The organism is Rhodococcus sp. no. 34 (assembly GCF_054589475.1).
This window is the reverse complement of the sequence record NZ_BAAILK010000019.1, coordinates 144,695-168,498: the sequence shown is the minus strand read 5'-3', so window position 1 is coordinate 168,498 and position 23,804 is coordinate 144,695. Positions and strand designations below refer to the sequence as shown.

Sequence of the window (23,804 nt, the reverse complement as noted above, 5' to 3'; positions counted from 1 at the left end):
CGATCGGTAGGAAATCGAAAACCGTGGATGCCTGAGCGGCGGGCGCGGCAACCAGAGTGATTGCGGCGCAACCTGCGACGCTGAATGCCAGACGGCGGAGCTTCATGTGACCTCGTGTTCAACTGGGCAGCCCTTCCACTTCGGAGGGCTGTGCCGGCTGAGCATACTGGTCATAACGACCAAATGGTTTATTTCGGTAAGGGTGAAATCTGGGGTGAAAAGCAGCGTCCCCGCACCGTATTGCTCAGGTGCGAGGACGCTGCTGTAGTCATCGAGGGTTACGCGTCGACAAGTTCCTCGGCGAAGGGATCACCGTTGCGGGGAGCGTCGAAGCGCTCCTTGTCGAGGATTCCCTCACGCTTTGCGACGATGACCGGGACCAGTGCCTGGCCGGTGACGTTGACTGCGGTACGGCCCATGTCGACGATCGGTTCGACTGCGAGGAGCAGTCCGACGCCGGCCAGGGGAAGACCAAGGGTGGAGAGTGTGAGTGTGAGCATGACTGTCGCACCGGTGGTTCCGGCCGTTGCCGCTGAGCCGATGACCGAGACGACGACGATCAACAGGTAGTCGGTGAAGGTCAACGGAACGTCGTAGAAGCCTGCGACGAAGATCGCCGCGATCGCGGGATAGATTGCGGCGCAACCGTCCATCTTCGTGGTGGCGCCGAGCGGAACGGCGAACGAGGCGTACTCACGCGGAACACCGAGGTTGCGTTCGGTGACGCGTTCGGTCAGAGGCAGAGTGCCGATCGACGAGCGCGAGACGAATCCGAGCTGAGTCGCAGGCCAGACGCCGGAGAAGAAGCTTCGAACCGAGAGGCCGTGTGCGGCAATCAGGATGGGGTAGACCACGAAGAAGACGATGGCCAGACCGATGTAGATGGCGGCGGTGAATACGCCCAGCGAGCCGATTGCATCCCAGCCGTAGGTGGCGACAGCGTTGGCGATCAGTGCGGCCGTACCGATCGGGGCAAGGCGAATGATCCACCACAGGACCTTTTGGACGATCGCGAGCAGTGACGCGTTGAACTCGAGGAACGGAGCAGCCTTGGGGCCGATCTTCAGCGCCGCGATACCGATTGCGCCGGCGATGACGAGCAGCTGCAGGACGTTGAAGCTCAGGGATGTGGTTGCTACTCCCTCTGCGACGGAAGTCTTTGCGCCCAGCCCCAGGAAGTTGTTCGGAACCAGTCCGGTGATGAACGCCCACCACGAGCCGGAGCTCTTGGGTTCCTTCGCTGCTTCGGCGGCGACGTCGGTCCGTGAACCGGGATCGGTGATCAGGCCGACGATGATGCCGATGATCACAGCAATGAAAGCGGTGATCGCGAACCAGAGCAAGGTCTGCACGGCCAGGCGAGCTGCATTGGCGACCTGGCGCAGGTTGGCGATGGAGCTGACAATGGCGGTGAACACCAGCGGGATCACCGCAACGGTGAGCAGCTTGACGTAACTCGAGCCGATGGTCTGCACGGTGCCGACCAACCAGTTGACGTTGCCGTCGGCCGCATCAGGCATTGCCCGGGCGACGAGACCGATGATGACACCGAGTACGAGACCGGCGACGATCTGCGGTCCGAATGCCGTCGCCCAGGACGGAAAACGGGACGTGGACTTTTCCGGCACGCCGGTGGAGGTGGAGCTGGGCATGACTATGCCTTTCGAAAATCAAGGGAGCGAAACGCAGCGCGGCACCAGAGGCCGGGCAGATTCGAAGAAATGTTTCCTGGTACGCGTCAGGTCAGAGCGAGCGCGTACACATTGCGCTCGCCTGCAGGCGAAGGTCGACGTAACGCCGACTGGTCAGGAACAACACTGTCCACACACTACTCGCAGCTTCAACTACTCGATCCCGAGGGTCGCCGCGGGAGTTCGCTTCGTGTTCGTCGGGCGTGCCCCGATCAGTCACTGTTGGTCGGTTGACTAGTCTCGACGATCAGTAGGTGCCGCACCGGCGCCTAAGCGTCGGCAAGCGGAAGCGAGAGACCGATGAGCGTTCGGAATGCCGAGTACCCGCGTCCGAAGCATTTCCTGGTGCACCTCAGTGACACGCATCTGGTGGCTCAGGGGGAGTTGTACGACGCCGTGGATGCGTCGACGAGATTGCGGGAAGTGCTCAGCGGGATCGTGGCCTCGGGCGCACGCCCGGATGCACTGATATTCACCGGCGACCTGACCGACCAGGGACACCCCGACGCATACGCGGAATTGAAAGCCATCGTGGAACCCGTGGCGGCCGAGATCGATGCGCAGGTCATCTGGGCGATGGGCAACCACGACGACCGCTCTACTTTCAGATCTCTGCTGTTGGGCGAGGACGCCACCGATCATCCCGTCGACAACGTCTACGACCTTGACGGACTGCGGGTGATCACCCTGGATTCGTCGGTTCCCGGTCATCACTACGGTGAGATCTCGGATCGTCAATTGGATTGGCTACGCGCAGAATTGGCGGTGCCCGCGCCCGACGGAACAATTCTGGCGCTGCATCATCCGCCGGTTCCGTGCATTCAGGATCTCGCGGTTCTGGTGGAGTTGCGCGATCAGTCCCGGTTGGCAGACGTCTTGCGTGGCAGCGACGTCCGGGCGATTCTTGCTGGGCATCTGCACTATTCGACGACGGCGACGTTCGCCGGCATTCCGGTTTCCGTGGCGTCGTCGACGTGTTACACCCAGGACTTGAACGTGGAAGTCGGTGGGCAGCGTGGTCGCGACGGGGCTCAGGGGTGCAACCTGGTGCACGTGTACGACGAGACAATTGTTCATTCGGTCGTTCCACTCGGCGCGCACGTGACGGTCGGTGAGCCTGTCGACGCGGCCGAGGGAGCCCGGAGGCTCAGCGCTGCCGGTATTCGAATCCTCGAGAGCGAAAAGGCGGCACGCTCGATCATCTGAGGTGGCAGGCGGTTTCCGGCACTCCGGCGCAGTTCTGGGCGATTGCCGGGCTGTCGCGTACTCACTACCGTCGAGGTAGGTGCAGAGCTCCAGCAACAAGGACCGGCTAGCTGGACGGCAACCCTTCATGCCGATGGGGTGCCCCGGAATCACACCTGGCGATACGCGTGGTGCGTGTCGCAAGCGGCAGTCGCCACGAGAACCGTCAGTCGGGTGCTGACGGTTTCTGCGGTCGGCACTGTGCGCTCCCGAGTAGTTCTCGAACAGGAGTATGCGCCGATGACCTCCACCCCCTCCTCTCATCTTGCTCCGTTGCATCTCGCCGTAGCGCTGGACGGTGCCGGTTGGCACCCTGCAGCCTGGCGAGAGCCACACTCGCGCCCGAGTGAGCTGTTCAGCGCGTCGTATTGGACTGACGTGGTGACGACCGCCGAGCGTGGTCTGCTCGATTTCGTCACCATCGAGGACAGTCTCTCGGTGCCGGCCAACCCACTCGAGCCCGTCGACGACGCGGTTGATCGGGTGCGCGCTCGGCTCGACGCGCATCTCGTGGCCGCCCGACTGGCACCGATCACGAGCAACATCGGCTTGATCCCGACCATCACCACCATTCACACCGAGCCGTTTCACGTGTCCAAAGCCGTTGCCACGCTGGATTACACCTCACGCGGTCGCGCCGGATGGCAGGTGAAGGTTTCGGCGTCGGAATCCGAGGCAGCACAGTTCGGGCGTCGCGACATCCCAGCGCTCACCGATGCCGACCGTCAGTCGATCGTTTCAGGCGTCCTCCCGGACTTCGTGCGCGACCTGTTCGACGAAGCTGCGGAGGCGGCTGACGTAATCCGGCGACTCTGGGACAGTTGGGAGGACGACGCCGAGATCCGTGATGTCGAACAGCGTCGATTCATCGACCGGGACAAGTTGCACTACATCGACTTCGAGGGAAAGTACCTCTCGGTCCGTGGACCGTCGGTGACCCCGCGCCCGCCGCAGGGGCATCCCGTCGTTACCGCGTTGGCACATCAGCGGGTCGCGTACGAACTGGCGGCGCGGACGGCCGATCTGGTGTTCGTGACGCCGTTCGACGAGGAGCAGGTCACGGCAATCCTGGGTGAAGTGCGAGCAGCCGAAGAACACGTGCAGCGCACCGGCGAACCTCTTCGGGTCTTCACCGACATCGTCGTCTTCTTCGATACGCCGGAAGAAACCGGAAAGGAACGGCTCGCTCGCCTCGACGCGCAGGCCGGCGCCGAATACCGTTCGGACGCGCTGACCTTCACCGGCACCGCGGCTGAGTTGGCAGATCTTCTGCTCCGGTGGCAGCAGTTGGGAATCGACGGCTTCCGGTTGCGGCCGGGCGTTGTCGTGGACGACCTCGACGCCATCGCAGGTGAGCTGGTGCCTGAATTGCAGCGACGCAACGTATTCCGCACCGAATATCCGCAGGCGAATCTTCGCGGACTCCTTGGTCTACCCATCGACGTTCCCAACCGCTACGCCGCCGGTACTCCGGCCGCCTGACAGACGAGGAATAGATTCTCATGAGTTCTCAGAAGCGTAAGCAGGTCATCCTGGGTGCCTACCTCGGCGGCGTCAACCATCACACTGCGTGGTGGGATCCGCAGGCGGGCAGCCAGATAGAGTTCGATTCTTTCGAGCACACCGCTCGAACCGCCGAGCGTGGGAAGTTCGACTTCTTCTTCCTCGCCGAAGGCCTCGCCCTTCGTGAGCGTGCGGGACAGATTTTCGACCAAGACATCATCGGTAGGCCGGACACCTTCACGGTCCTTGCATCGTTGGCGGCGGTAACCGAACACCTCGGATTGGCCGGCACTATCAATGCCACGTTCAACGAGCCGTACGAACTGGCCCGCCAATTCGCGACGCTCGATCAGTTGTCCGGAGGGCGTGCCGCCTGGAACGTCGTCACCTCGTTCGACGCATTCACCGGCCAGAACTTTCGCCGCGGCGGATACCTCGACCGCGCGCAACGATACGAGCGTGCGGAGGAGACCGTAGCGCTGGTGCGTGAACTGTGGGATTCGTGGCGAAGCGACGACATCGTGGCAGACAAGGCATCAGGGCGCTTTCTCGCGCGACCGGATGCCGGTGAATTCGTCTTTCATGGATCGCATTTCGACGTGAACGGCCGATTCACAGTGCCGCGTAGCCCGCAAGGGCGCCCGGTTATTCTGCAGGCCGGGGTGTCGCCGCAGGGGCGCGATTTTGCTGCCGGCAATGCCGACGCGATCTTCTCACCGTACGGTCAGTTGCCCGAGGCGGCCGATTTCTATCGCGATATCAAAGCACGTGCCGTCGCGGCCGGACGTGACCCGGGTGACATCAAGATCCTGCCGTCGGCGAGTTTTGTTCTCGGCACCTCGGAGGCAGATGCGATCGAGAAGTACCGAGAGATTCGCGACCAGCAGGTCACCGGCCAGACCGCTTTGGTTCTGCTCGAACAGATCTGGAATCTCGATCTGTCGAAGTACGACCCCGAAGGACCACTACCCGATATCGCTCCGGATCCCGAGGCTCCGCCGATCATCCAGGGCCGCGCCTTCATTCACCAAGATCGTTTCGCGACCGTCGCAAAACTGCGCGCGGTAGCCGAGAGCAAGAAGTTGAATCTGCGCGAAGTGGTGATCGATCAGTTCGAGCGTGGACCGATCGTGGGTACACCGCAGCAGGTTGCCGAGAAAATAGATTCGTTTGTCAGCAACGACGGTTCGGACGGATTCATCCTCGGGTCGCACCTCGTGCCGACCGGCCTCGACGAGTTCGTCGACGACGTGGTGCCGCTGTTGCAGGATCGAGGTGTTCTCCGCAGTGACTACGAAGGAACGACGTTGCGTGACAATCTCGGACTGCCCATTCCGGTGCAACGGGAGCATGTGACAGCACGCTGATCGACCGAAGTAGCAAGGGCCCAGCCGAAATCGGCTGGGCCCTTGTTTCGTCTAGGCTTCCCAGGGCGCCGGGATGGGGTAGTAGCTCTCCAGGAACTCCGTGATCTTGCGTGTGCGAAGTTCCAGATCGATCTCCGGAGCGCTGCCGTCGTTGAGGCAGAAGAAGTCCATGGAGCGCTTGGCGAGCAGTGAGTCCATGTCGCGCAAACCGGCCTTGACCGTCGTATCGACGTATTTGACGGCGGCGGACTTCTGCACCACCGACCGTCCACTCATGAGCGTGTAGTAGTGGTACAGCGAATTGGTCACCGAGATATTGGAACTCGCGCGGAAGGTGCTTGCTGCAGTGGCCGCGAAGTCTTCGGTGAACTCGCGTTCCATCTCGGCCATCACGCTCTTGCGCAGTGGCGTCGCTGCGTGCTCCAGATGTCTGGTGGTCATCAGACCGAAGCGGTCCTGTAGCAGACGGCGGTTGACGCGAGCCGCATTCTCGAACCCGCTGCGGTCGTTGTCGTTGTGTCCCAAACCGATTCTGGTGTCGGCCTCGATGAACATGCTGATCCCGCCGGGGGAGAAGAACATATCGGGGCCGACGGGGCGACCGAAGAACATGTCGTCGTTGGAGTAGAGGAAATGCTCCGCCAGACCCGGAATATGGTGCAGCTGGCACTCGACAGCTTGAGAATTATGGGTGGGCAACACACTTGGATCGGCGAAGAACTTTTCGCTGGGCATGAACGTGACTCGCGGATCGTCCGCAAGCCAGTCCGGACGATCGGAATCGGTTGCGACGAAGATCCGTCGGATCCACGGCGCGTACATGTGGATGGACCGTAGCGCGTACTTGAGCTCGTCGATCTGACGGAAACGCGCCTCTGATTCGTCCCCCTCGCCGACGATGTAGTTCTGCATCCGCTTGGCGCGCTGAGCCTGAAACTCTTTGGAAGAGCCGTCGACCCAGGAAAAGACAAGATCGATATCGAAGCTGATATCGGAGGCATGATCGGCGAACATGTTCTCGATGGTCGGCCAGATCCGGCCGAATCGCTCGACGGTTCCTCGGACAGCTTCTTCGGGGAGGACGGTTCGTCGTGTCAGTGAGTTCTCGACGGGTAGGACGATTTCTTCGTCGGAAATCGACCACAATTCGATTTGAACGCCGATGTTCGCGCCGTAGTTCATGCCGCTTGCGACGTGAACCCGCGGACGGAACAAGCGGAAGATCCGTGACTTGTTGGTTTTCGACAGGGCACCGTCCGCGACAAGGAGCGCGGGGCTCTTCTTCGCGTCGACGGTTTTGGAATAGAAGGGTGCGTTTGCGCATCCCTCGACAAGTGCCTGCCGCAGGTTTTTGCGCTCGGTCCAGCTCACCGCGATCACGGGGCGCTCGTCGTTTCCGCGGACGAGTAGATACTCGATTCCTGCGGCGTCGAGGATGTCGCGGATGAAGAGGAGATCTTCGACCATCGCTTCGAGCGGCGTGGTGGTCGTGATCGCGAGGGCAAAACGATTCTTGAATCGGACGGTCTCGGGTAGCTCGCCCATCCGTGCGCGTGACGCGGCCGACGCCGGCTCCACAGGATTGGGGCTGTCCTGCTCCGGGGGTACGAAGTAGATGTCGTGCGGAGCGGGAGATTCTGTAATGGGATGCCTTCCGATTCTGATCCAGCTGTGTATCTGTCGCCCCCGACGCTGCGAGAGCGTGGTGGCGACGAGCTCAGTCTATGCCGTCGGCGCCGAAAGTCGGACATGAGTGACGGGGATGGGTAGCGCGGGGCGAGTCGGGTACCCCGAGGACCGAAGCGAGAGTGAAGGAGGAGAACCGATGCGTGTGAAAGCGATGGTCGGAACAGGCGCGGTGGCGGTTGCGCTGGCCGCCGGCCCAGTTGCGACAGCGTCTGCGGAGCGAACCGAGGCAGCGGGGTCGGAGGGTTCACCGGAGATGCTGACCTGCGAGGTTGTCTTCGATGCACTCGAAGACATGAGCCCGGAATGGACGGAAGAGGGGATCGATCAGGTCGAAGACTGGTGTGAGGCGATCACCGGCGAAGAAGACTGACCGTCAGCCGCGCGAGATCACTCGTCGCGACAGTCGCCACCGCCCGTCTTCGAGTTCGAACTCATCGGCGTAGCTCCCGACGCCGCTGAGCTTGGGCGAGGTGGTCGTGTCGACGTAGAACGTCCACACCGCATCCGCGCGGGCTGTCGTTTCCGAGGTCACGTCCACGGCGATCGCCGTGGTGACGTGACGTGTGAACGTGCCAGGCCCTTGAATGCCGGCCGCGCGACGCTCGCGAACTCCAGCAGCAATTTCTTCACGGCCACGTCGTACCTGTGCGGGGATACCGCGATCGGGATTGGCCGGCATGTTCCATTCGGCCTCGCGCGTGAACTGCTCCACGTAATCCTCGACCGAGCCGGTATCGGCAAGATGCGCGATGCGAGCGAGCGTTGAACGAATCTGTTCGGCAGGGCCCTCGGGTTGCATGCTGTCCTCCGTAGACGTGGGTGCGGCAGATCGCACGCTACAGCTCATGACGACAACGACGACGGCCTCGTCCCAGTGAGCGGCAATATTCTCCGGCGAGGGAGCGGCGAACTTTGAGATCACCTCGAGTTCAACCGTATTCGAGCCCGTAGCGTAAATGATTGAGTGTTCACAGTAGGCAGCGCCATGACGACTGCCGCGCCCGTAGGCTTGACCGACTCACAGGAGATCGCCATGTCCGTCACCGAACTCGAACGTGTCACCCAGACCCCGGAGCAGATCTACGCTGCCGGCGGAATCACTGTCCACAAGGTCGGTGAGCTGATCGGCGCCCGCATCGACGGCGTACACCTCTCTGGGGATCTGTCCGAAGAGACCGCCTACGCGATCAACTATGCGCTGGCAGCGCACAAGGTTGTGTTCTTCCGTGGGCAGCATCATCTCGACGACACGTCGCAGTACGAATTCGCCGGAACCCTCGGCACCCAGACCACCCCGCATCCGACGGTGAAGTCCAGGGGCGACAAGCTGTTGGTGCTCGACCGTGCCGCCAACAGTTGGCACACGGACGTGACGTTTGTCGACCGCATTCCGAAAGCCTCGATTCTGCGAGCGACGACCATTCCCGAGTACGGCGGAGCGACCACGTGGGCGTCGACCACCGCTGCGTACGACCAACTGCCGCCTTCGCTCAAAGTCTTGGTCGAGAATTTGCGGGCCGTTCACACCAATGCCTACGACTATGCCGAGGTTGTCGATCAGGCGAACCCGGTGGACGCGCATCGCCAGGCCTACTACGCCGAATTCACCCGTGAGATCTACGAGACCGAACACCCGGTGGTGCGTATCCATCCGGCGACGGGGGAGAAGACCCTCCTGCTCGGTCACTTCTTCAAGGAGTTCGTCGGGCTCAAGCCGTCAGAGTCGGTCGCTCTTTACCAGATCCTGCAGGCACGAATCATCAAGTTGGAAAACACTGTTCGATGGAACTGGTCGGCCGGCGACCTGGCGATCTGGGACAACCAGGCGACTCAGCATTACGGTATCGCCGACTACGGGACTCAGGCCCGCAGTGTGCACCGTGTGACATTGGCCGGCGACGTCCCCGTCGACGTCCACGGCGAGCAGAGTCGAATCCTCCAGGGTGACGCCGCGGAGTATTCGATCATCGCGGACATCGATCGGCTTCCCGGCTTTGTCGCGAACTGATCAGTCGTGCTGCGGGTGATCCGGCGGGAACATCTGTCCCCATGAGTGACTGCACGCTCGGCACGTCCATTCCGGGGTGTCCGGTCCCACGACGCAGCCAGTTGCGGCGAGCCACGGTAGGTGATCGAACGGATGGACCGGCATCCCCGGGGCACACTGAGCGGTTCTGTGTGCACCGCAGTGTGGGCACGGTGGATTTTTCGCCAGCATGTAGTCGATGAAGTTGGTGTGCCCAGACGTGGCCATCCTTCCGGTGCACCTGCGGCACAGGACGGCTGGGTAGTCGTCACCAGGTTCAGCCTGCCTGAAGATCCGTGATGCGGAATGAAAGTGAAGGCGATCGCTGCTGTTGAACTTTCGCAACGGCATCGGTGAGCCGCAACCTGTGCAGTTGCCCCGCTCGTTCATCAACGTTCGGGCGTGGGCAGCTGTGGACGTCGGATCCAGCGTGTCGATGTCGCCGAAGTAGTGCGCATAGTGTGACTGGCCGGCCGTGAGAATCCGGTCGGCCAGTGCGTCGTCGACCGGCCCAGGATCCGTGGGAAACGTGATGGACCATCGTTGTTCGAGTTCTGGAACGGTGGGCAAACCGTGGAGTTCGTACGGGCGTTCATCGACTTCCATCCGCGACGTGCCGTCGAACGGCGCAGCCACGGTCTCGATGCAGAGCACCGTGCGAGGAGTGGTGTCGAGAACCGTGATCATCAGGTCACCGATGTCCATCTTTCCGCGCATGATCCAGGGATCGAGGCGTGCTCTGGGTTCTAGAAACGCGACCACGGCATCGATCCATGGCGTGCCGAGTGCGATGAATACGTGCTGACCGGGGCTCCGCATGATCATCGAACGATTCTCGCAAGGGCTGCCGACAACGTCAGGCTTTGACCACCTTGCGCCCGAGCAGCGATGCAACCAGTCCGTCGACGAAGGTCGCCTGACGGCCGAGAGGATCGGAATCCGCTCCCGCAACGCTGCCGATCGAAATCGATCTCGTCAGGCCGGTCTCGCTGATGAATTCGGCGGCGAGGTGCGCTTCTCGGAATGTGAGGCCGCCCAGATGTGTCGTGTCGTCGACGCCGAGAACACGCCCGTCGATGATGTCCATGTCGAAGTGGACGTGGACGCCGTTCACACCCTGTCCCGCCGCGGCGAGAACGCGAGGCATCAAGGCCGCCATGCCATGGCGATCGATCTCGTCGATCGTCACCAGCAATACCCCGTACTCGTCGAGTGCGCGCTTGTGATCGACCGTGGCGTTCTTGACGCCCACCAAGACGGTGTTCTCCAAACTGGGGCCGTGCAGATCCGCCGCCGACGACAGCAATTGCTCGATGTCACCGTGTGAAGCGAAAATGATTGCACCCAAATCGGTTCCAGGTTCGGTGGCGATCGGAATTCTGGTGTTCTGCCAGGCTTCGGCAGTGAGCCACAGCGGCAGCGTTGTGAGATCCGCAGCGGCATTCTCTCCTTGAACGCAGTCGAAACCGATTCCGGACATGTCCTCACGTAGACCGTGATCGAGGAGATGGCTTGCCAGGCCGGTAGTTTCGAGGTCGATCAATTCGACTGTCGCATTGGCATCAATCGGTTCAGTGCCCAGGACGTAGCGCTTTTCGACGTAGGGCGATGTCATCGCCATCAAGAGCGCGCCGTAGTCGATCGTGAAGTCGACCGTCCCACCCAGTCGGTATTCGTCGCCTGTTTCTCCGGCGTCGACGAGGAGGTGATCGCTACTGGCGCTGATCACCTTCAGGCGCGGATCGATTGGGGTCAATCCTTCCGGCGAGATGTCTTCGCGGCCGATGGACAAGATCAGGCGTCGGCTCGGCTTGTCCTCGTTGTCGAAGACGGGGCGTCGGCCGAACGCGTCTTCCCCTGACACTCCATACGGCCGCGACGGCTTGATCTTGGCCTCGATGATGTCCGCGGTGAGAGTGAAGGCGTCGTTATTCAGCAGTTCGTACAGTCCTGGGGGAGTCGGTGATTCGGCCAGAACGATGCTGGCACCCAAACGCAGATGGTTGATCCCCTCGGGCATCGTTCCGGTCTCGAGGAGTGGCAGAGAGAACGTATTGCCGCCGGAAACGATCGGCAGTTCGATCGAGAACCGCTTCGTGATTTCGTCGGCAATGTAGACCAGATTCGACAGGTTGTCGACGGTCGGCTGGATGCCACCGACGCACGCGAGGTTCGCGCCGATTCCGATCAGTCTGATGCCCTCGATGGGAAGGATTTCAGCGACTACGTCCAACGCCTCCGCCGGCAGGATTCCTTCGCGGAGATCTCCGAGGTCGATCATCAGCACGATGTCGTGGACGACTCCTCGCGTTCGTGCTGCTCTGCCCAGAGCAGCAATCGTCGTCAACTCGGAGTTGAGGCTGATGTCCGCGTAGCGGATCGTGTCGTCGATCTCGTTCAGCGACGGTGCGCGGATCAGCATCAGGGGAACGGTGATGCCGTCGCGGCGAATGCGGGCCAGGTTGTCCAGGCGGGAGTCGGCGATCTGTGCGACGCCGCCGCGGACCATTGCTCGCGCCACCTTGGGGGAGCCACATGTAGATTTGCTGACGCCCGCCACCTCAATACCCTTGGCATTGGACGCTTCGACGAGGACGCGCGCATTCTGTTCGATACGACGCAGGTCGACGGTGATGGTCGGTCCGGTCATGATCTCCCTGTTTTCTCCGAAGGCGGTTCACGATCCGGGCATTCCAGACCGGACGGTTGGCGTGAGCTGGGCAACTTTGCTCCAACTGTTGTGTCGCAGGACACTTACGTGCAGTATGAGGATACAACAGTTTCCTACCAGGCACTCTAGAGGAGCGTCGATGGCTACTCTCGTCAAACACGTACTTCGGCGCAAGCCGGCTTTGCAGATAGACCAGGAGACCGGCGCAGATACCAACGGCGGCGAGCTGACCCGAAGTATCGGTTTGGCGCAGTTGTCCATGTTCGGCATCGGCGCCACGATCGGCACCGGCATCTTCTTCGTCCTCTCGCAGGCAGTCCCGGTTGCGGGTCCGGCAGTGATCATCTCCTTCGTTGTTGCCGGTGTCGTCGCGGGACTCACGGCGATTTGTTACGCGGAGTTGGCCGGAGCTGTCCCGGCGTCGGGCTCGTCGTATTCCTACGCTTACGCGACGCTCGGAGAGCTTCCGGCCATGGCCGTCGGCGCGTGTCTGCTTCTCGAGTACGGAGTCTCGGCCGCGGCGGTGTCCGTCGGATGGTCGCAGTACTTGAACCAGCTACTTGGCAACCTCTTCGGGTTCCAGATCCCCGACGCGCTGTCACAAGCGCCGGAGCAGGGCGGCATCATCAATCTGCCCGCAGTGATCCTGGTGTGCCTGTGCGGTGTTCTGCTCATTCGCGGCGCCAGTGAATCGGCCAAGGCCAACGCCATCATGGTCTCGATCAAACTCGCAATTCTGCTGCTCTTCATCGTGGTCGGCATCGCCGGATGGAACAGCAATCACTTCGCCGACTTCGCACCGTTCGGATTCAGTGGCGTCATGTCCGCCGCCGGAATCATCTTCTTCTCGTACATCGGCCTCGACGCTGTGTCCACCGCCGGCGAAGAAGTGAAGAACCCTCGTCGCAATCTCCCTCTCGCGATCCTCATTGCGCTCGTGTCTGTCACCGCGATCTACATCGCTGTTGTCGCCGTCGCGATCGGTGCACAGGATTCCGCATCGTTCGAAGGTCAGGAAGCCGGACTGTCCGCCATTCTCGAACAGGTGACCGGATCTACCTGGCCGGGAACACTTCTGGCCGCCGGTGCGGTGATCTCGATCTGCAGCGTCACGCTCGTGGTCATCTACGGTCAGACCCGGATCCTGTTCGCGATGTCACGCGACGGCATGATTCCGTCGATCTTCCACAAGGTGAACCCGCGGACTCTGACGCCGGTGCCCAACACCATCATCGTCTGCGTCGTCATCAGCATTCTGGCCGGTTTCATTCCGATCAACTTCCTCGCCGAAATGACCAGCATCGGAACTCTGGTGGCCTTCCTCGTGGTCTCGGTCGGGGTCATCATCCTGCGGCGCAGTGACCCGGACCTGCCGCGCAGCTTCAAAGTTCCCGGCTATCCGGTGACGCCGATCCTCTCGATCCTGGGCTGCCTGTGGATCATCAAGGACCTCCGAACCGTCACGATCTACGTATTCCTCGTCTGGGTGACCGTCGCGATCATCTGGTACTTCGCCTACGGTATGAAGCACTCGCGCCTCGGGGCGAAGAACCGCGCCGAACTGGGATCGGAGTCCGAGTCATGACGTTGCTCGCGGGATACGCACCCGACGGTGACAGCTCCGGAACCGTCCATCTGGCAACGCTGTTGGCGCGTTCGTCCGGTGAACCGCTGGTGATCTGCGCGGTGATTCCCTCGCCGCCACCGCCCGGGATGGCGCGTGTCGACGCCGAATACCACCAGCAGTTGCGAGCCGAAGCCGAAGCGGCACTGGCGAAAGCGCGGGCAGACATGCCCTCCGACGTCGACGTAACCTATGTCGTGCATGAGGCTCAGTCGACGTCGAGTGGCCTGCTCGATCTCGTTCACGAGCACGAAGCCAAGATGATCGTCCTGGATTCGTCCACAGCCGGGGTGTTCGGTCACGTGGCTCTCGGCAGTGTCACCTCACGCTTGCTGCACAGCTCCGACGTTCCGGTCGCCCTGGCGCCGAGGGGATTTCGAACCAAGCCCGGTGAGGTGGTTCGCCGCGTCACCGCCGCATACTCGGGCACACCCGATCAAGACGATCTGGTGCTCGCCGCCGCGACCGTGGCTGCGCGTGTCGATGCCGGACTCAGACTGGCGGCGTTTGCAGTTCGCGCAAACGCGCAGTACGCGACCACACTCGGGACCGAGGGGGATTCACCGATCATCTCCGAGTGGGCCGAGGTAGTCGAGCGCGAGACCAACGCTGCCTTCGAGCGCGTGCGTGCACTGCCAGAAATACCCGACGTCATGGAATCGGTTATCAGCCATGGTCGTAACTGGGCCGAGGCGCTCGAGGGCGTCGAGTGGGACCGAGGTGACGTTCTGACAGTCGGCTCGAGCAAGGCAGGTCCACTGGCGCGGGTGTTCCTCGGCAGTCGGGCGGCGAAGATCGTGCGGTACTCACCGGTTCCGGTGGTGGTGGTCCCGCGATCGGCGTCGACCCGAATAGTCGATCAGGCCGAAGCGGAATAGAGATCAGGGCCGACGAGCGGAGTGCTTGTCGGCCCTGATCTTTCAGATGGAGCGAGCGAAGAGCGCGGGCTCGGAGCCGGGAACCTGAGAGACCTGCTCTCGGGCAACCAGATGGCGAAGGTGAGCTGCACCTTCGGACAACGCCATCGTCTTTCCCATCGGGGAGATCTCGGCCCACGGCTTGTACCACTTCATCTTTGCCGCGACGTCCCACACGGTGAGCTTGTCGTCGGCGAACTCCTGGAGCAGATGATCGAGTCGCTCCTGGTGATGCTCGATCAACTCGCCGGCGCGACCTCCGACGTCGTCGATCGGAATGCCGTGAGCGCCGAGACCGCGGGTGATGTTCATGTTCTGCACCCGTGCGAGCGAGTCGAGGAAATCGGCGAGGGCGTCACGCTCGTCGAGGGGGTACACGAAGTTGCCGACGTGCGGTGTTGTCTTCTGCAGGACGTGGTCGCCGGTGAACATGACGTCGGCGTCGTCGAGGTAGAAGCAGACGTGGCCAGGCGTGTGGCCGGGGGTGTAGACAACGCGGAGGCCGCGGCCGGTGAGCGCGATGATCTCGTCGTCGGCGAGAAGGCGGTCCGGAGCGGACTCGGGGCCCACCGGAGACTCACCCGCGGCAGCCAGTCGGAAGGCATCACGGTCAGCTGCGGGCGCTCCGGCACGTTCCATGTTGTCGAGCTGGTACGCCATCCACTCCTCATTACGCGCAGTGGCCATCTGATCGAACAGGTAGTGGTCGTCCTCGTGCATGGCGATCCAGGCGCCGGATGCCTCGCGGACCCGTCCGCACAGTCCGGTGTGGTCCGGATGGAAGTGCGTGACCACAACGCCCTCGATGTCGGTCACCGAATGTCCGATCTCGGCGAGCCCCGCGTTGAGGCCCTGCCAGCCGTTGTCGTCACCCCAACCAGCGTCGACCAAGATCAGTCCGCCGGGGGATTCCATGGCGTAGACGAGCGTGTGCCCGAGCGGGTTGTCCGTGATCGGGACAGGAATCTGGAATATGCCATCACCGATGGCTGCCGCACCATTCATAACAAGTACCTCTTAACGAGTAAGGGAACGCACTCTTAGTACTTCATGTTTACCGTGCGCTTGATTGGTCGGTGACACAGGTCCTGCCTGGCGGGAGTTCGGCATGTTTTCGGTCGACTTCGGATCGGTGAGAGTTTTATCGACTGAATGGTCTCATTGAGTCGAAAGATCTTGCTGAATAGCGTATTTCGCGAATTCGTTGCGTTGGGCGCGTCCTCGGATCGCGGATCCGTCGAGCAGTCGCGCACTAGCCTCCGAGGGACAGGCGTGCTGTGTGGTTATCGAGAAAGACGGGTCATGCGTTTTCAGGTTCTGGACATCATTTTCAACCCACCCCATCCAGTGACCGGCGAGGAAGTTGCCCCGTCCGATCGGCTCAACCGCGTCGTCGAACTGGCGGTTCTCGCCGAAGAACTGGGTATCGATTCGTTCTCGGTGGGTGAGCGCCACGCCGGGCCGGTTCTTTCGTCGGCGCCAACCGTCGTTTTGGGCGCGATTGCGCAGGCTACGGACAGAATCCTGCTCTCGACTGGTGTCACCGTCCTGTCGCTACTCGACCCGATCCGAGTCGCCGAAGATTTCGGAACCATCGATCAACTCAGCCGGGGACGCCTCGAGATCGTGATCGGCAAGGGCAACGAGGTTCTTCAATTCCCGCTCCTCGGTCTGGACATCGCCAAGCAGTACGAGTACCTCACCGAGAACTACGAACTCCTCAAACTGCTGATCAGCGAGGAAAACGTCAAGTGGGTGGGAACGCACCGGCCTTCGCTCGAGGACGCGACGACGCTACCGCGTCCTTTCGACGGCCCGTTCCGTATCTGGCACGGATCGGCTACCTCGTTCGAGGCCGTCGAACTCGCGGCGAAGTGGGGCGACCCCATCGTCACCGCCAACGCCTTCCAGCCTCGTGAGAACTACAAAGTGCTGATCGACCACTACCGCGAGCAGTACCTGGCGTACGGACATGACCCGGCCAAGGCGTATGTCGGTTCGGGTTCGGGCGGATTGTTCCTCGCCGACACGACCGAGCAGGCCATCGAAGAGTTCCGTCCGATCTACGAAGGCGCCGTTGCGCAGGCCGACAAACGCAAGCACGATCCCAAAGCGGTCGGAAAGTCGACAAGCTTCCGGACCATCGAGGAAGCCGTCGACCGTGGGCCGGCATTGGTCGGGTCTTCGGAGCGAGTCGCCGAGAAGATCCTCGATTATCACGAGAGCTACGGCCACGATTTCCAATCGGTGTCGGTCAATCACGTGCTCGACTTCGAGCAGCAGAAGGACACCCTGCGCCGATTTGCGGAAGAGGTTATCCCGCTGGTGAAGGCCGAACTGTCGACGACGCTGTGGACCTCGGCCGACAAAGATCGGGCGAAGGGTTTCACCGCCGTCGACTGAGCGGAGAAGTCTGACTGTCGGGTAAGCGGGTCCGGCGCTGCGACCGCTCACGAGCTGCAGTAACTTGTTACCGACATCGCGGTCGGTTTTGACCGCAATGAAGGTATCCGTGAGTGGGAGTAGTGCGTTGACGTTGGGTGTGAACTCGCTTCCCGCGAACGAGCTGAGTCAGACGCTGTGGGTCGATCTGTTTCCTTGGCTGGACGACTACGTATCCGATCGTGCTGCGCTGCTCGAGCCGCTGGCACCGTCACCTGATTGGTGGTTCAGCGAAGCGCCGTCGTTCACTGTTCTCGAGGTCGATCTCGAGAAGGTTCTCTCCGAGCTGGCGTCCCTCTACATCGCTCACCACGCGGCAGCGGTATTAAGAGCGAGCTTTCCGCTACTTGGTGAAGATCTCCCGCTGGAGGCGTTGAGTCTGGATACTCGCGCAGTGACTGCACTGTCTCGGCTCACCACCGACAAAGCAATCGGCGGACTGCTGATGCACACGACCGCTGAGATCTTCGGCGTGCGCGGAACGAGCGAACAGACGGTGCACGACATAGTGCTCAACCTGTTGGTCTGTGCGGTCATGACGACTCCGCTCGCCCGCGTCGAGGCCACTGAGGAAGCAGGTGCCCCACCCGCGATCACAGCGCTGCTCGACGATCTCGCTCAGCTTGCTATGTGGCGACGGGTCCGAGGTCAGGACAGCAGACCACTCGTCACCGTCGAGATCGACGACGAATCTCCGGCCTCGATTCAGGAAGTCGCCGCCCGGATCTCGGCTCTGACGCCGAACGACTTGCCCGACACCGACCGTACCGACGCGATTGACGAAATCGACAATCTCTTCTCCCAGTTGGACGAGCGGGAGTCGTTGGTGTTGCGTGAGCGGATCGTAGCGCGAGTGCCGCAGCGTAGGGGAGCGATCGGAGCCAAGCTCGGTGTGGGCTCGGGGCGGGTCGGGCAGATCGAGGCCGACGTGAAAGCCAAACTCAACGCGGCGTGCGGATTCGGGACAGCCGTGGGGAACCTGCTTGCCAGCCTGCGCGTCGAGATTCAGCCGGTAGCTTCGCTTGATCGCCTCCTCGACGTGCATCCGAGCATCGCGGCGGAGGTGCCTGGTTACGGAGTTCCGCTGTGGTTGGTTCTGGACCGTCTCGACGACTACTTCGAGGTGACTGACGGTTGGGCAGCCGCTCCGGGCGTCGCGGCGGCCAAGAAACGCACTCAGACCTTGCTGGAAGACTTTGAGTCCCCCAACGGTGTAGTTGCACTCGACGACGTCGCCGAAGTTGTGTCGATGTCACGCGGCGAACTGGAGAAGTGGCTTGCGTGGTGCGGCGTTGTCGTAGTGGCGGATTCTGCGCTGACGCGTGCGCGTCGGATCTCCGATCTGGCAGTCGGCGCGCTCGAAGCCGTCGGATCGCCGAAGTCCGTCGTCGAGCTTGTGGAGTTGCTGAAGTCCGATCGCAGTGACCGGTCGATCGAGCGCGCGCTCGAGGCCGACGATCGCGTGGCGCTCGACGGCGCAGTGTGGCGGCTGCACGCCTGGGGAAGCGCGGATTCCGTTGGGGAGGAATCGGTTTCTTCGGGAGAGGCTGAAGGAACCAGTGAGTTCAACATTGGTGGTGACGGGATAGTCCGGCGCAAGCGGACACGCAACACTGCGAAGACGCCAGAGTTGACTCGCCGCCTGTACCGGTCAGGTAGTACGTGGCGGTATCGACTGACCGTGACCTCTGATCATCTGCGGGGCTCCGGGTTTGCTGTACCCGCCGGTGTCGCGGTCGCTGCCGGCTGTGCGCGCGGCGCGAACATCGAGTTGGAGAGTCACCTCGGCGTTCAAGCAGTTCGATGGACCGGAGCGCAGCCGACGTTCGGCACTATCCGCCGATTCCTGCGTGAACTCTCCGCTGTGGAGGGCGAAGACGTGTTGCTCGAGCTGTGGCAAGACGGAACCTTCCGCGTGGTCCGACCGGCGATCGTTCACTCTGACATCGACCCACTACGTCAGGCACTTGCAGAGGTTGGCAATCGCGAGCCATTGCGAACTGCCGAGAGACATGTGGTGCGGATTCTCGCCGAAGCCGTGTGTCTGGACGGCGAAGACCGTCCACGAAAGATACTGCGCGCGTACGAAGATCGTGGTGAAGACGTGGTTTTGGACTTCCTGGAGGCGGCATGGAGGCGCGGCGAAGCATCCGAAATCGACGAGGTAGAGGGTAAGGATGCATCCCATGACTGACGTCGCGGACACCCGCATAGTGGGCACCAAGATCCTTGCTGCGGACGAGTCCCTCGCCGGCGCCATCGGCTTGCACCACACCATCGCGACAGCGCTCGCCGATCTGATCGACAACAGCCTCGACGCCGAGGCCTCCCACGTGCTGATCAGGTTCGTTCAGGACGGCACACGGATCGTGTCGATGATGGTGATCGACAACGGCTCCGGCATGGACAGTGACACCATTGATTCCGCGATGACCTACGGCCGCCGACGCGACTATGCCGCCGGGGACCTGGGTCATTTCGGTGTAGGGATGAAGGCGGCGTCGTTGAGTCAGGCTCGGTTGCTCCGAGTGTGGTCTCGAAAGTCCGGGCACCCGACGCAGGGCCGCGAGATCGACTCGGCCTCAGTGCAGGGGCGTCAGTCAGTTTCGGTGATCGAGGACCGGCAAGCCGAAGAATTCTTCGACGCAGTCACGCCCCGCTTTCCCTTCGACACCGGAACTGTTGTCGAATGGCGCGGCATCACAACATTTCTCATGTCCGCGCACGCGGACGAGCAGACCAGCTGGCTCGAACAGACCATCAACGACGTGCGCAGTCACCTCGGCGTCGTATTTCACCGTCTCATCGAATCCGGCCGGATCGCTCTGACTGTCGATGTCTTCGACGTCGAAGCGGGACGCGCCGGCGCGCTGCGCACAGTCAGTGTCATCGACCCGTTCCGGTATCCGCGCACCGGCGACCCCAACTACCCTCGGACACTTACCGTGTCGATCGCCGGTGCCACAGTAACCGCCGAAGCTCACCTGTGGCCCGCCCGGAGCAATGCACCGGAATTTCGCATCCACGGCGCCCCTGGCCGTGACCAGCAGGGGCTCTACTTCTATCGGCACGATCGACTCCTGCAGATCGGCGGCTGGAACGCGATAGTGCGGGGCCGACCGGACTACGGATTGGCACGAATTGCTGTCGACCTGAACGAATCTCTGCTGCAGCACATCACCATCAATCCCGAGAAATCGGGGGTGACGCTCGACGCCACTGCGTCGGCTGCCGTCGACGGGGCCGTCTTCACGGATGGCAACGGTGGATTCCGTTCGTATCTGACCGATGCCGAGCGCGTCGTGCGGGCAGCCCGAAGTTCTGCACCTCGGCCGATCAGCGTCATCGAGCCGGCATCCGGCTTTCCGGAAGACGTGCTCGATTCCTTCAGCGACGCCTTCGAATTCAGCGTCGGTGATGATCCTGTTGCGGTGGGTTGGCGAGCCTTGGCGCGTGATCAGTTCTTCGAAGTCGACCTCAAGACTCGAACTTTGTGGGTCAATGCGCGTTTTCGGCGTGATCTGCTCGGACGTCGCAGTCTCGACCCGGCTGATGCTCCGGTGCTCAAGACTCTTGTCTTCCTGTTGGTGAGTGAGATGTTCGAACGAACGAGAATCGGCGCTCGTCAGAGGGAAAAGATGCAGGCGTGGCAGGAAGTGTTGATTTCCGCAGTGGCAGCGCACCGGGAGCAGGTAGTGCAGTGAGTGATGAAGTATTCCGTGCGGTTGCACGTGAACTCGGTGACGGGTTTCCGCCCGAGAACGTGCTCTACCCGGTCAACGCGCGCCTGCGAGCGAGCTATCCGGATGGCCTGACCATCGCGGACATCATCGATGTGTTCCTCGATGAGAGTGCTGTCGGTGTACGAACGGCGCTCACCTCGCGTCTACGGCAGTGGGATGCGGAAAGTGTCGAGACGTGGGTAGGCTCGACTGTTCCGCAAAGTCCGGAACGGCGGGCTCGGATCTACGACTTGTTGGGATTGCCGGTCGACGCCCACGCCGAGATGGATGCGCACTTCCCTCGCGAAGGTGGGCCCGTTGTCATTGCGGCTCAGCAGCCGTGGGACCCCTGGTACACCTCCGAACGCCGCCGCGAGCACGACTTCTATTGGCGCGCTTACAAGCGAGTTTTAGCCGACAAGAACTGGGACGAAGCGACAATCGGAAAGCTGGACATCGCAACGACCGAGGTTGTGCATCGACTCGCCGACCCAACCAGGCCGGAGCCGTATCAGTCCAAAGGTTTGGTGGTCGGCTACGTCCAGAGCGGGAAGACGGCGAATTTCAGTGGCGTCGTGGCCAAGGCGATCGACGCTGGATACCGCTTGGTCATCGTTCTGACCGGCACGATCGAGATTCTCCGGAGCCAGACTCAGCGACGCCTCGACATGGAATTGGTCGGTCGTCAAAACATCAGTGCCGGCGTGGACGACGACTACGCCAACGACGAGGACTGGCGAAACGGGAACTTTCTCGAACACGAAATCGATCCGAACAAGACGAATGAAATCCCGGCTATCCGCCGGCTCACCACCTCGACCTTTGACTACAAGAGCCTGCTCGCGGGCCTGAGCGCACTGCACTTCGAAACAGTGGATCACTCTCTTCCTCTGAATGATCCGAAGAATCTGTACCCGAGCAATATTCGCATCGCGGTCGTGAAGAAGAACGTCTCCAGCCTCAAGAAGCTGGTGGCCGATCTGAAGAAAGTGCCGACCGAACTCGATCAGATTCCTGCCCTGATCATCGACGACGAAGCCGATCAGGCATCGGTGAACACGATCGATCCGAAGAAGATGAAAACCGAGCAGGTCGAGCGGACGGCGATCAACGGTCAGATTGCTGAGATCCTCGGTCTACTCGAGCGTGCCCAGTACATCGGTTACACCGCAACACCTTTTGCCAATGTGTTTGTCGATCCGGAAGACAGCGTCAACGTCTTTCCTTCGGACTTCATCGTCAGTCTCGAGCGGCCCGGCCCGTACATGGGTGGTGCGGACTTCCACGATCTAGACGATCTCGAAGACGACGACAAGACTCCGGCCAATTCGAACCAGAAAGCGTACGTACGGGATCTCCGGGCCGAGTGCGACGAGGATCGCTCAGCCGAGCAGTTGCGAGCGCTCGACTCGTTTGTCCTGACCGGGGCGATCAAGCTATTCCGGGAATCGAAGGGCGCCGAGCCGTATCGGCACCACACGATGCTGGTGCACGAATCGGTGAAGCAGGCCGAGCATGACGCCGTAGCCGACGACTTCAAGGCCTTGTGGAAATCGGCCGGATACAGCCAGGCCAAGAGTCTTTCCCGGCTGGACAAGCTCTGGGCCGAAGACTTTGCGGTGGTGAGTGCGGCTCGGGGCAGTGAACTGGAGAATCCTGGTTCGTTTGCCGAGTTGGAGGAATTCATCGGCGCTGCCTACGACAAGATTTCCGAGGGAACCAGCCCCGTTATCGTGGTCAACGGTGCGGCCGAGAAGGACTACAAACAGGATTCCCTCGATTTCCAGGAACGCGGCGTGTGGAAGATTCTGGTCGGCGGCACGAAGCTGAGTCGCGGCTTCACGGTCGAGGGCCTGACCATCACTTATTACACGCGTCGAACGGGCCAAGCTGACACATTGATGCAGATGGGACGATGGTTCGGATTCCGCCCCGGGTACCGAGACTTGGTGCGCCTGTTCATCGGCCGCACGGTTGGCGGACCCGCCGGCGCGGACTACGACATGTACAAGGCGTTCGAGGCGATCGTTCGGGACGAGCAGGAGTTCCGGAACGAGCTCACTCGGTTCAGCGGCGTGAACGAGAAGGGCGAACCGTGGGTCACTCCACGCGATGTGCCGCCGATGGTGTTTCAGCAGCTGCCGTGGCTGAGGCCGACGGCTCGAAACAAGATGTTCAACGCCGATCTGGTTTATCGAGGCATGGGCGGTGAAAGTTTCAGCTTCACGATGCAGCCCCCGCGAGGTGACGGTTCGATCAACGCTCGGCACTTCGACGCGGTTGCACCATTATTGAAGTCGTTGGGCGAAACAGGGTCCTTCAATTTCGTTGACAAGGATGATGTTTCGCGATCGTTCACTGCGCGATACGGCATTGTCCCTGCCCATGTGGTGTTAGAGGCCGTCGACCAGTTCGAGTGGGCGAACGGGTGGGATTTCGGTCCCCACCGCGAAGCGCTTTCGACCGCAATCGAATCCGGATTGCTCGAGGATTTTGCAGTTCTGCTGCCGTACCCCAAGACCCGGGAGCCGATCGAGATCAAGGGTTGGCACGAGAAACTTCCGATCGTCAATCGCAAGCGTCAGGAACGCGAGTACCGAACAGGTTTCACCGGTACGGCCGTCCGTGAGCGCGATGCGATCGAGCACATTGCGGGCAGCCCGAAGAAGAACGGTGGACCGCTTGCGGGTGCTCTTCATCGGAAGACTCGCGGTGCATTGATTCTGGTATTGGCGAACGATCCGGCTCCTCGTCAGTTGAAACGGGCACAGGCTGGTCCCGTGGACTCGCGCGATTTTGCGACGTTGTTCTCGTACGCGCTTCCGCACGCGGCGGAGCCGTTGGGGCGAATCGGTTTTCGGGTGAAGCAGTCAGGGACAGGGGCGATCGTCGATGCGAACTAGGTGT

17 protein-coding genes and 1 riboswitch are annotated in these 23,804 nt (G+C 61.6%); of the genes, 11 read left to right on the top strand and 6 right to left on the bottom strand.

The window, feature by feature from the left end:
• Positions 1-278 precede the first annotated feature (278 nt).
• Entirely contained in the window at positions 279-1,652 is a 1,374-nt protein-coding gene (locus tag ACYP01_RS05500; protein ID WP_003940669.1) for a dicarboxylate/amino acid:cation symporter, read from the bottom strand.
• Between the two features lie 339 nt (positions 1,653-1,991).
• On the opposite strand from ACYP01_RS05500, the gene ACYP01_RS05495 reads away from it, so the two are divergent.
• The 3 genes from ACYP01_RS05495 to ACYP01_RS05485 all read left to right on the top strand — a co-directional run bounded on the left by ACYP01_RS05495 (position 1,992) and on the right by ACYP01_RS05485 (position 5,806).
• Positions 1,992-2,897: a phosphodiesterase gene (locus ACYP01_RS05495; RefSeq protein ID WP_081558138.1), complete on the top strand. Its 906-nt coding sequence runs from the start codon at positions 1,992-1,994 to the stop codon at positions 2,895-2,897.
• Positions 2,898-2,975: 78 nt separating this feature from the next.
• A riboswitch (SAM riboswitch) is annotated at positions 2,976-3,089 on the top strand.
• On the top strand, positions 3,072-4,418 hold the full coding sequence (locus ACYP01_RS05490; RefSeq protein WP_047269825.1) for an LLM class flavin-dependent oxidoreductase: 1,347 nt from the start codon (positions 3,072-3,074) through the stop codon (positions 4,416-4,418). (Overlaps the previous riboswitch by 18 nt.)
• Before the next feature lie 20 nt (positions 4,419-4,438).
• The gene (locus ACYP01_RS05485) at positions 4,439-5,806 is read left to right on the top strand and encodes an NtaA/DmoA family FMN-dependent monooxygenase (protein ID WP_047269826.1); all 1,368 of its coding nucleotides are present in this window, start codon (positions 4,439-4,441) and stop codon (positions 5,804-5,806) included.
• A 51-nt stretch (positions 5,807-5,857) separates the two neighbouring features.
• On the opposite strand, the gene ACYP01_RS05480 is transcribed toward ACYP01_RS05485, so the two are convergent.
• Positions 5,858-7,351: a stealth family protein gene (locus ACYP01_RS05480; protein ID WP_459678860.1), complete on the bottom strand. Its 1,494-nt coding sequence runs from the start codon at positions 7,349-7,351 to the stop codon at positions 5,858-5,860.
• Between the two features lie 280 nt (positions 7,352-7,631).
• Here ACYP01_RS05480 and ACYP01_RS05475 point away from each other — a divergent pair, with 280 nt between their 5' ends.
• Entirely contained in the window at positions 7,632-7,865 is a 234-nt protein-coding gene (locus tag ACYP01_RS05475; protein WP_047269827.1) for a hypothetical protein, read from the top strand.
• A gap of 3 nt (positions 7,866-7,868) precedes the next feature.
• Here the strand turns inward: ACYP01_RS05475 and ACYP01_RS05470 are convergent, their stop codons facing one another.
• Complete coding sequence (locus tag ACYP01_RS05470) at positions 7,869-8,417, bottom strand: nuclear transport factor 2 family protein (RefSeq protein ID WP_231783527.1); 549 nt, start codon at positions 8,415-8,417, stop codon at positions 7,869-7,871.
• Positions 8,418-8,528: 111 nt separating this feature from the next.
• On the opposite strand from ACYP01_RS05470, the gene ACYP01_RS05465 reads away from it, so the two are divergent.
• Positions 8,529-9,503: a TauD/TfdA dioxygenase family protein gene (locus ACYP01_RS05465; protein ID WP_047269840.1), complete on the top strand. Its 975-nt coding sequence runs from the start codon at positions 8,529-8,531 to the stop codon at positions 9,501-9,503.
• On the opposite strand, the gene ACYP01_RS05460 is transcribed toward ACYP01_RS05465, so the two are convergent.
• Both ACYP01_RS05460 and ACYP01_RS05455 read right to left on the bottom strand, forming a co-directional pair.
• On the bottom strand, positions 9,504-10,346 hold the full coding sequence (locus tag ACYP01_RS05460) for a hypothetical protein (protein ID WP_047269828.1): 843 nt from the start codon (positions 10,344-10,346) through the stop codon (positions 9,504-9,506). It abuts the gene before it with no gap.
• 31 nt (positions 10,347-10,377) lie between these two features.
• Entirely contained in the window at positions 10,378-12,171 is a 1,794-nt protein-coding gene (locus tag ACYP01_RS05455; RefSeq protein ID WP_047269829.1) for an alanine racemase, read from the bottom strand.
• A gap of 160 nt (positions 12,172-12,331) precedes the next feature.
• Between ACYP01_RS05455 and ACYP01_RS05450 the strand changes: the two genes are divergently transcribed.
• Together ACYP01_RS05450 and ACYP01_RS05445 are read left to right on the top strand one after the other, a co-directional pair.
• Positions 12,332-13,777 (top strand): amino acid permease, encoded by a 1,446-nt coding sequence (locus ACYP01_RS05450; protein ID WP_007729264.1) that lies wholly within the window; start codon positions 12,332-12,334, stop codon positions 13,775-13,777.
• Positions 13,774-14,694 carry a universal stress protein gene (locus tag ACYP01_RS05445; RefSeq protein ID WP_459678858.1) on the top strand — a complete coding sequence of 307 codons (921 nt, stop codon included), beginning with the start codon at positions 13,774-13,776 and terminating at the stop codon, positions 14,692-14,694. Before ACYP01_RS05450 ends, ACYP01_RS05445 begins: the two co-directional genes overlap by 4 nt.
• Before the next feature lie 42 nt (positions 14,695-14,736).
• On the opposite strand, the gene ACYP01_RS05440 is transcribed toward ACYP01_RS05445, so the two are convergent.
• Positions 14,737-15,738, bottom strand: a complete 1,002-nt coding sequence (locus ACYP01_RS05440; RefSeq protein WP_029255764.1) for an MBL fold metallo-hydrolase — start codon at positions 15,736-15,738, stop codon at positions 14,737-14,739.
• Between the two features lie 297 nt (positions 15,739-16,035).
• Between ACYP01_RS05440 and ACYP01_RS05435 the strand changes: the two genes are divergently transcribed.
• The 4 genes from ACYP01_RS05435 to ACYP01_RS05420 all read left to right on the top strand — a co-directional run bounded on the left by ACYP01_RS05435 (position 16,036) and on the right by ACYP01_RS05420 (position 23,800).
• Positions 16,036-17,136, top strand: coding sequence for an LLM class flavin-dependent oxidoreductase (locus ACYP01_RS05435; protein WP_042447952.1), 1,101 nt, complete (start codon positions 16,036-16,038; stop codon positions 17,134-17,136).
• Positions 17,137-17,245: 109 nt separating this feature from the next.
• The gene (locus ACYP01_RS05430; protein WP_459678857.1) at positions 17,246-19,369 is read left to right on the top strand and encodes a hypothetical protein; all 2,124 of its coding nucleotides are present in this window, start codon (positions 17,246-17,248) and stop codon (positions 19,367-19,369) included.
• On the top strand, positions 19,362-20,879 hold the full coding sequence (locus ACYP01_RS05425; protein ID WP_459678856.1) for an ATP-binding protein: 1,518 nt from the start codon (positions 19,362-19,364) through the stop codon (positions 20,877-20,879). The genes ACYP01_RS05430 and ACYP01_RS05425 overlap by 8 nt, the downstream gene beginning before the upstream one ends.
• Entirely contained in the window at positions 20,876-23,800 is a 2,925-nt protein-coding gene (locus tag ACYP01_RS05420; RefSeq protein WP_459678854.1) for a Z1 domain-containing protein, read from the top strand. The genes ACYP01_RS05425 and ACYP01_RS05420 overlap by 4 nt, the downstream gene beginning before the upstream one ends.
• The last annotated feature ends 4 nt before the right edge of the window (positions 23,801-23,804 follow it).

Coding starts and splice junctions, on each gene's coding strand:
- ACYP01_RS05495 (WP_081558138.1), top strand. CDS start 1,992: ATGAGCGTTCGGAATGCCGAGTACCCGCGTCCGAAGCATTTCCTGGTG.
- ACYP01_RS05455 (WP_047269829.1), bottom strand. CDS start 12,171: ATGACCGGACCGACCATCACCGTCGACCTGCGTCGTATCGAACAGAAT.
- ACYP01_RS05475 (WP_047269827.1), top strand. CDS start 7,632: ATGCGTGTGAAAGCGATGGTCGGAACAGGCGCGGTGGCGGTTGCGCTG.
- ACYP01_RS05500 (WP_003940669.1), bottom strand. CDS start 1,652: ATGCCCAGCTCCACCTCCACCGGCGTGCCGGAAAAGTCCACGTCCCGT.
- ACYP01_RS05485 (WP_047269826.1), top strand. CDS start 4,439: ATGAGTTCTCAGAAGCGTAAGCAGGTCATCCTGGGTGCCTACCTCGGC.
- ACYP01_RS05435 (WP_042447952.1), top strand. CDS start 16,036: ATGCGTTTTCAGGTTCTGGACATCATTTTCAACCCACCCCATCCAGTG.
- ACYP01_RS05465 (WP_047269840.1), top strand. CDS start 8,529: ATGTCCGTCACCGAACTCGAACGTGTCACCCAGACCCCGGAGCAGATC.
- ACYP01_RS05440 (WP_029255764.1), bottom strand. CDS start 15,738: ATGAATGGTGCGGCAGCCATCGGTGATGGCATATTCCAGATTCCTGTC.
- ACYP01_RS05480 (WP_459678860.1), bottom strand. CDS start 7,351: ATGGGCGAGCTACCCGAGACCGTCCGATTCAAGAATCGTTTTGCCCTC.
- ACYP01_RS05425 (WP_459678856.1), top strand. CDS start 19,362: ATGACTGACGTCGCGGACACCCGCATAGTGGGCACCAAGATCCTTGCT.
- ACYP01_RS05460 (WP_047269828.1), bottom strand. CDS start 10,346: ATGATCATGCGGAGCCCCGGTCAGCACGTATTCATCGCACTCGGCACG.
- ACYP01_RS05445 (WP_459678858.1), top strand. CDS start 13,774: ATGACGTTGCTCGCGGGATACGCACCCGACGGTGACAGCTCCGGAACC.
- ACYP01_RS05450 (WP_007729264.1), top strand. CDS start 12,332: ATGGCTACTCTCGTCAAACACGTACTTCGGCGCAAGCCGGCTTTGCAG.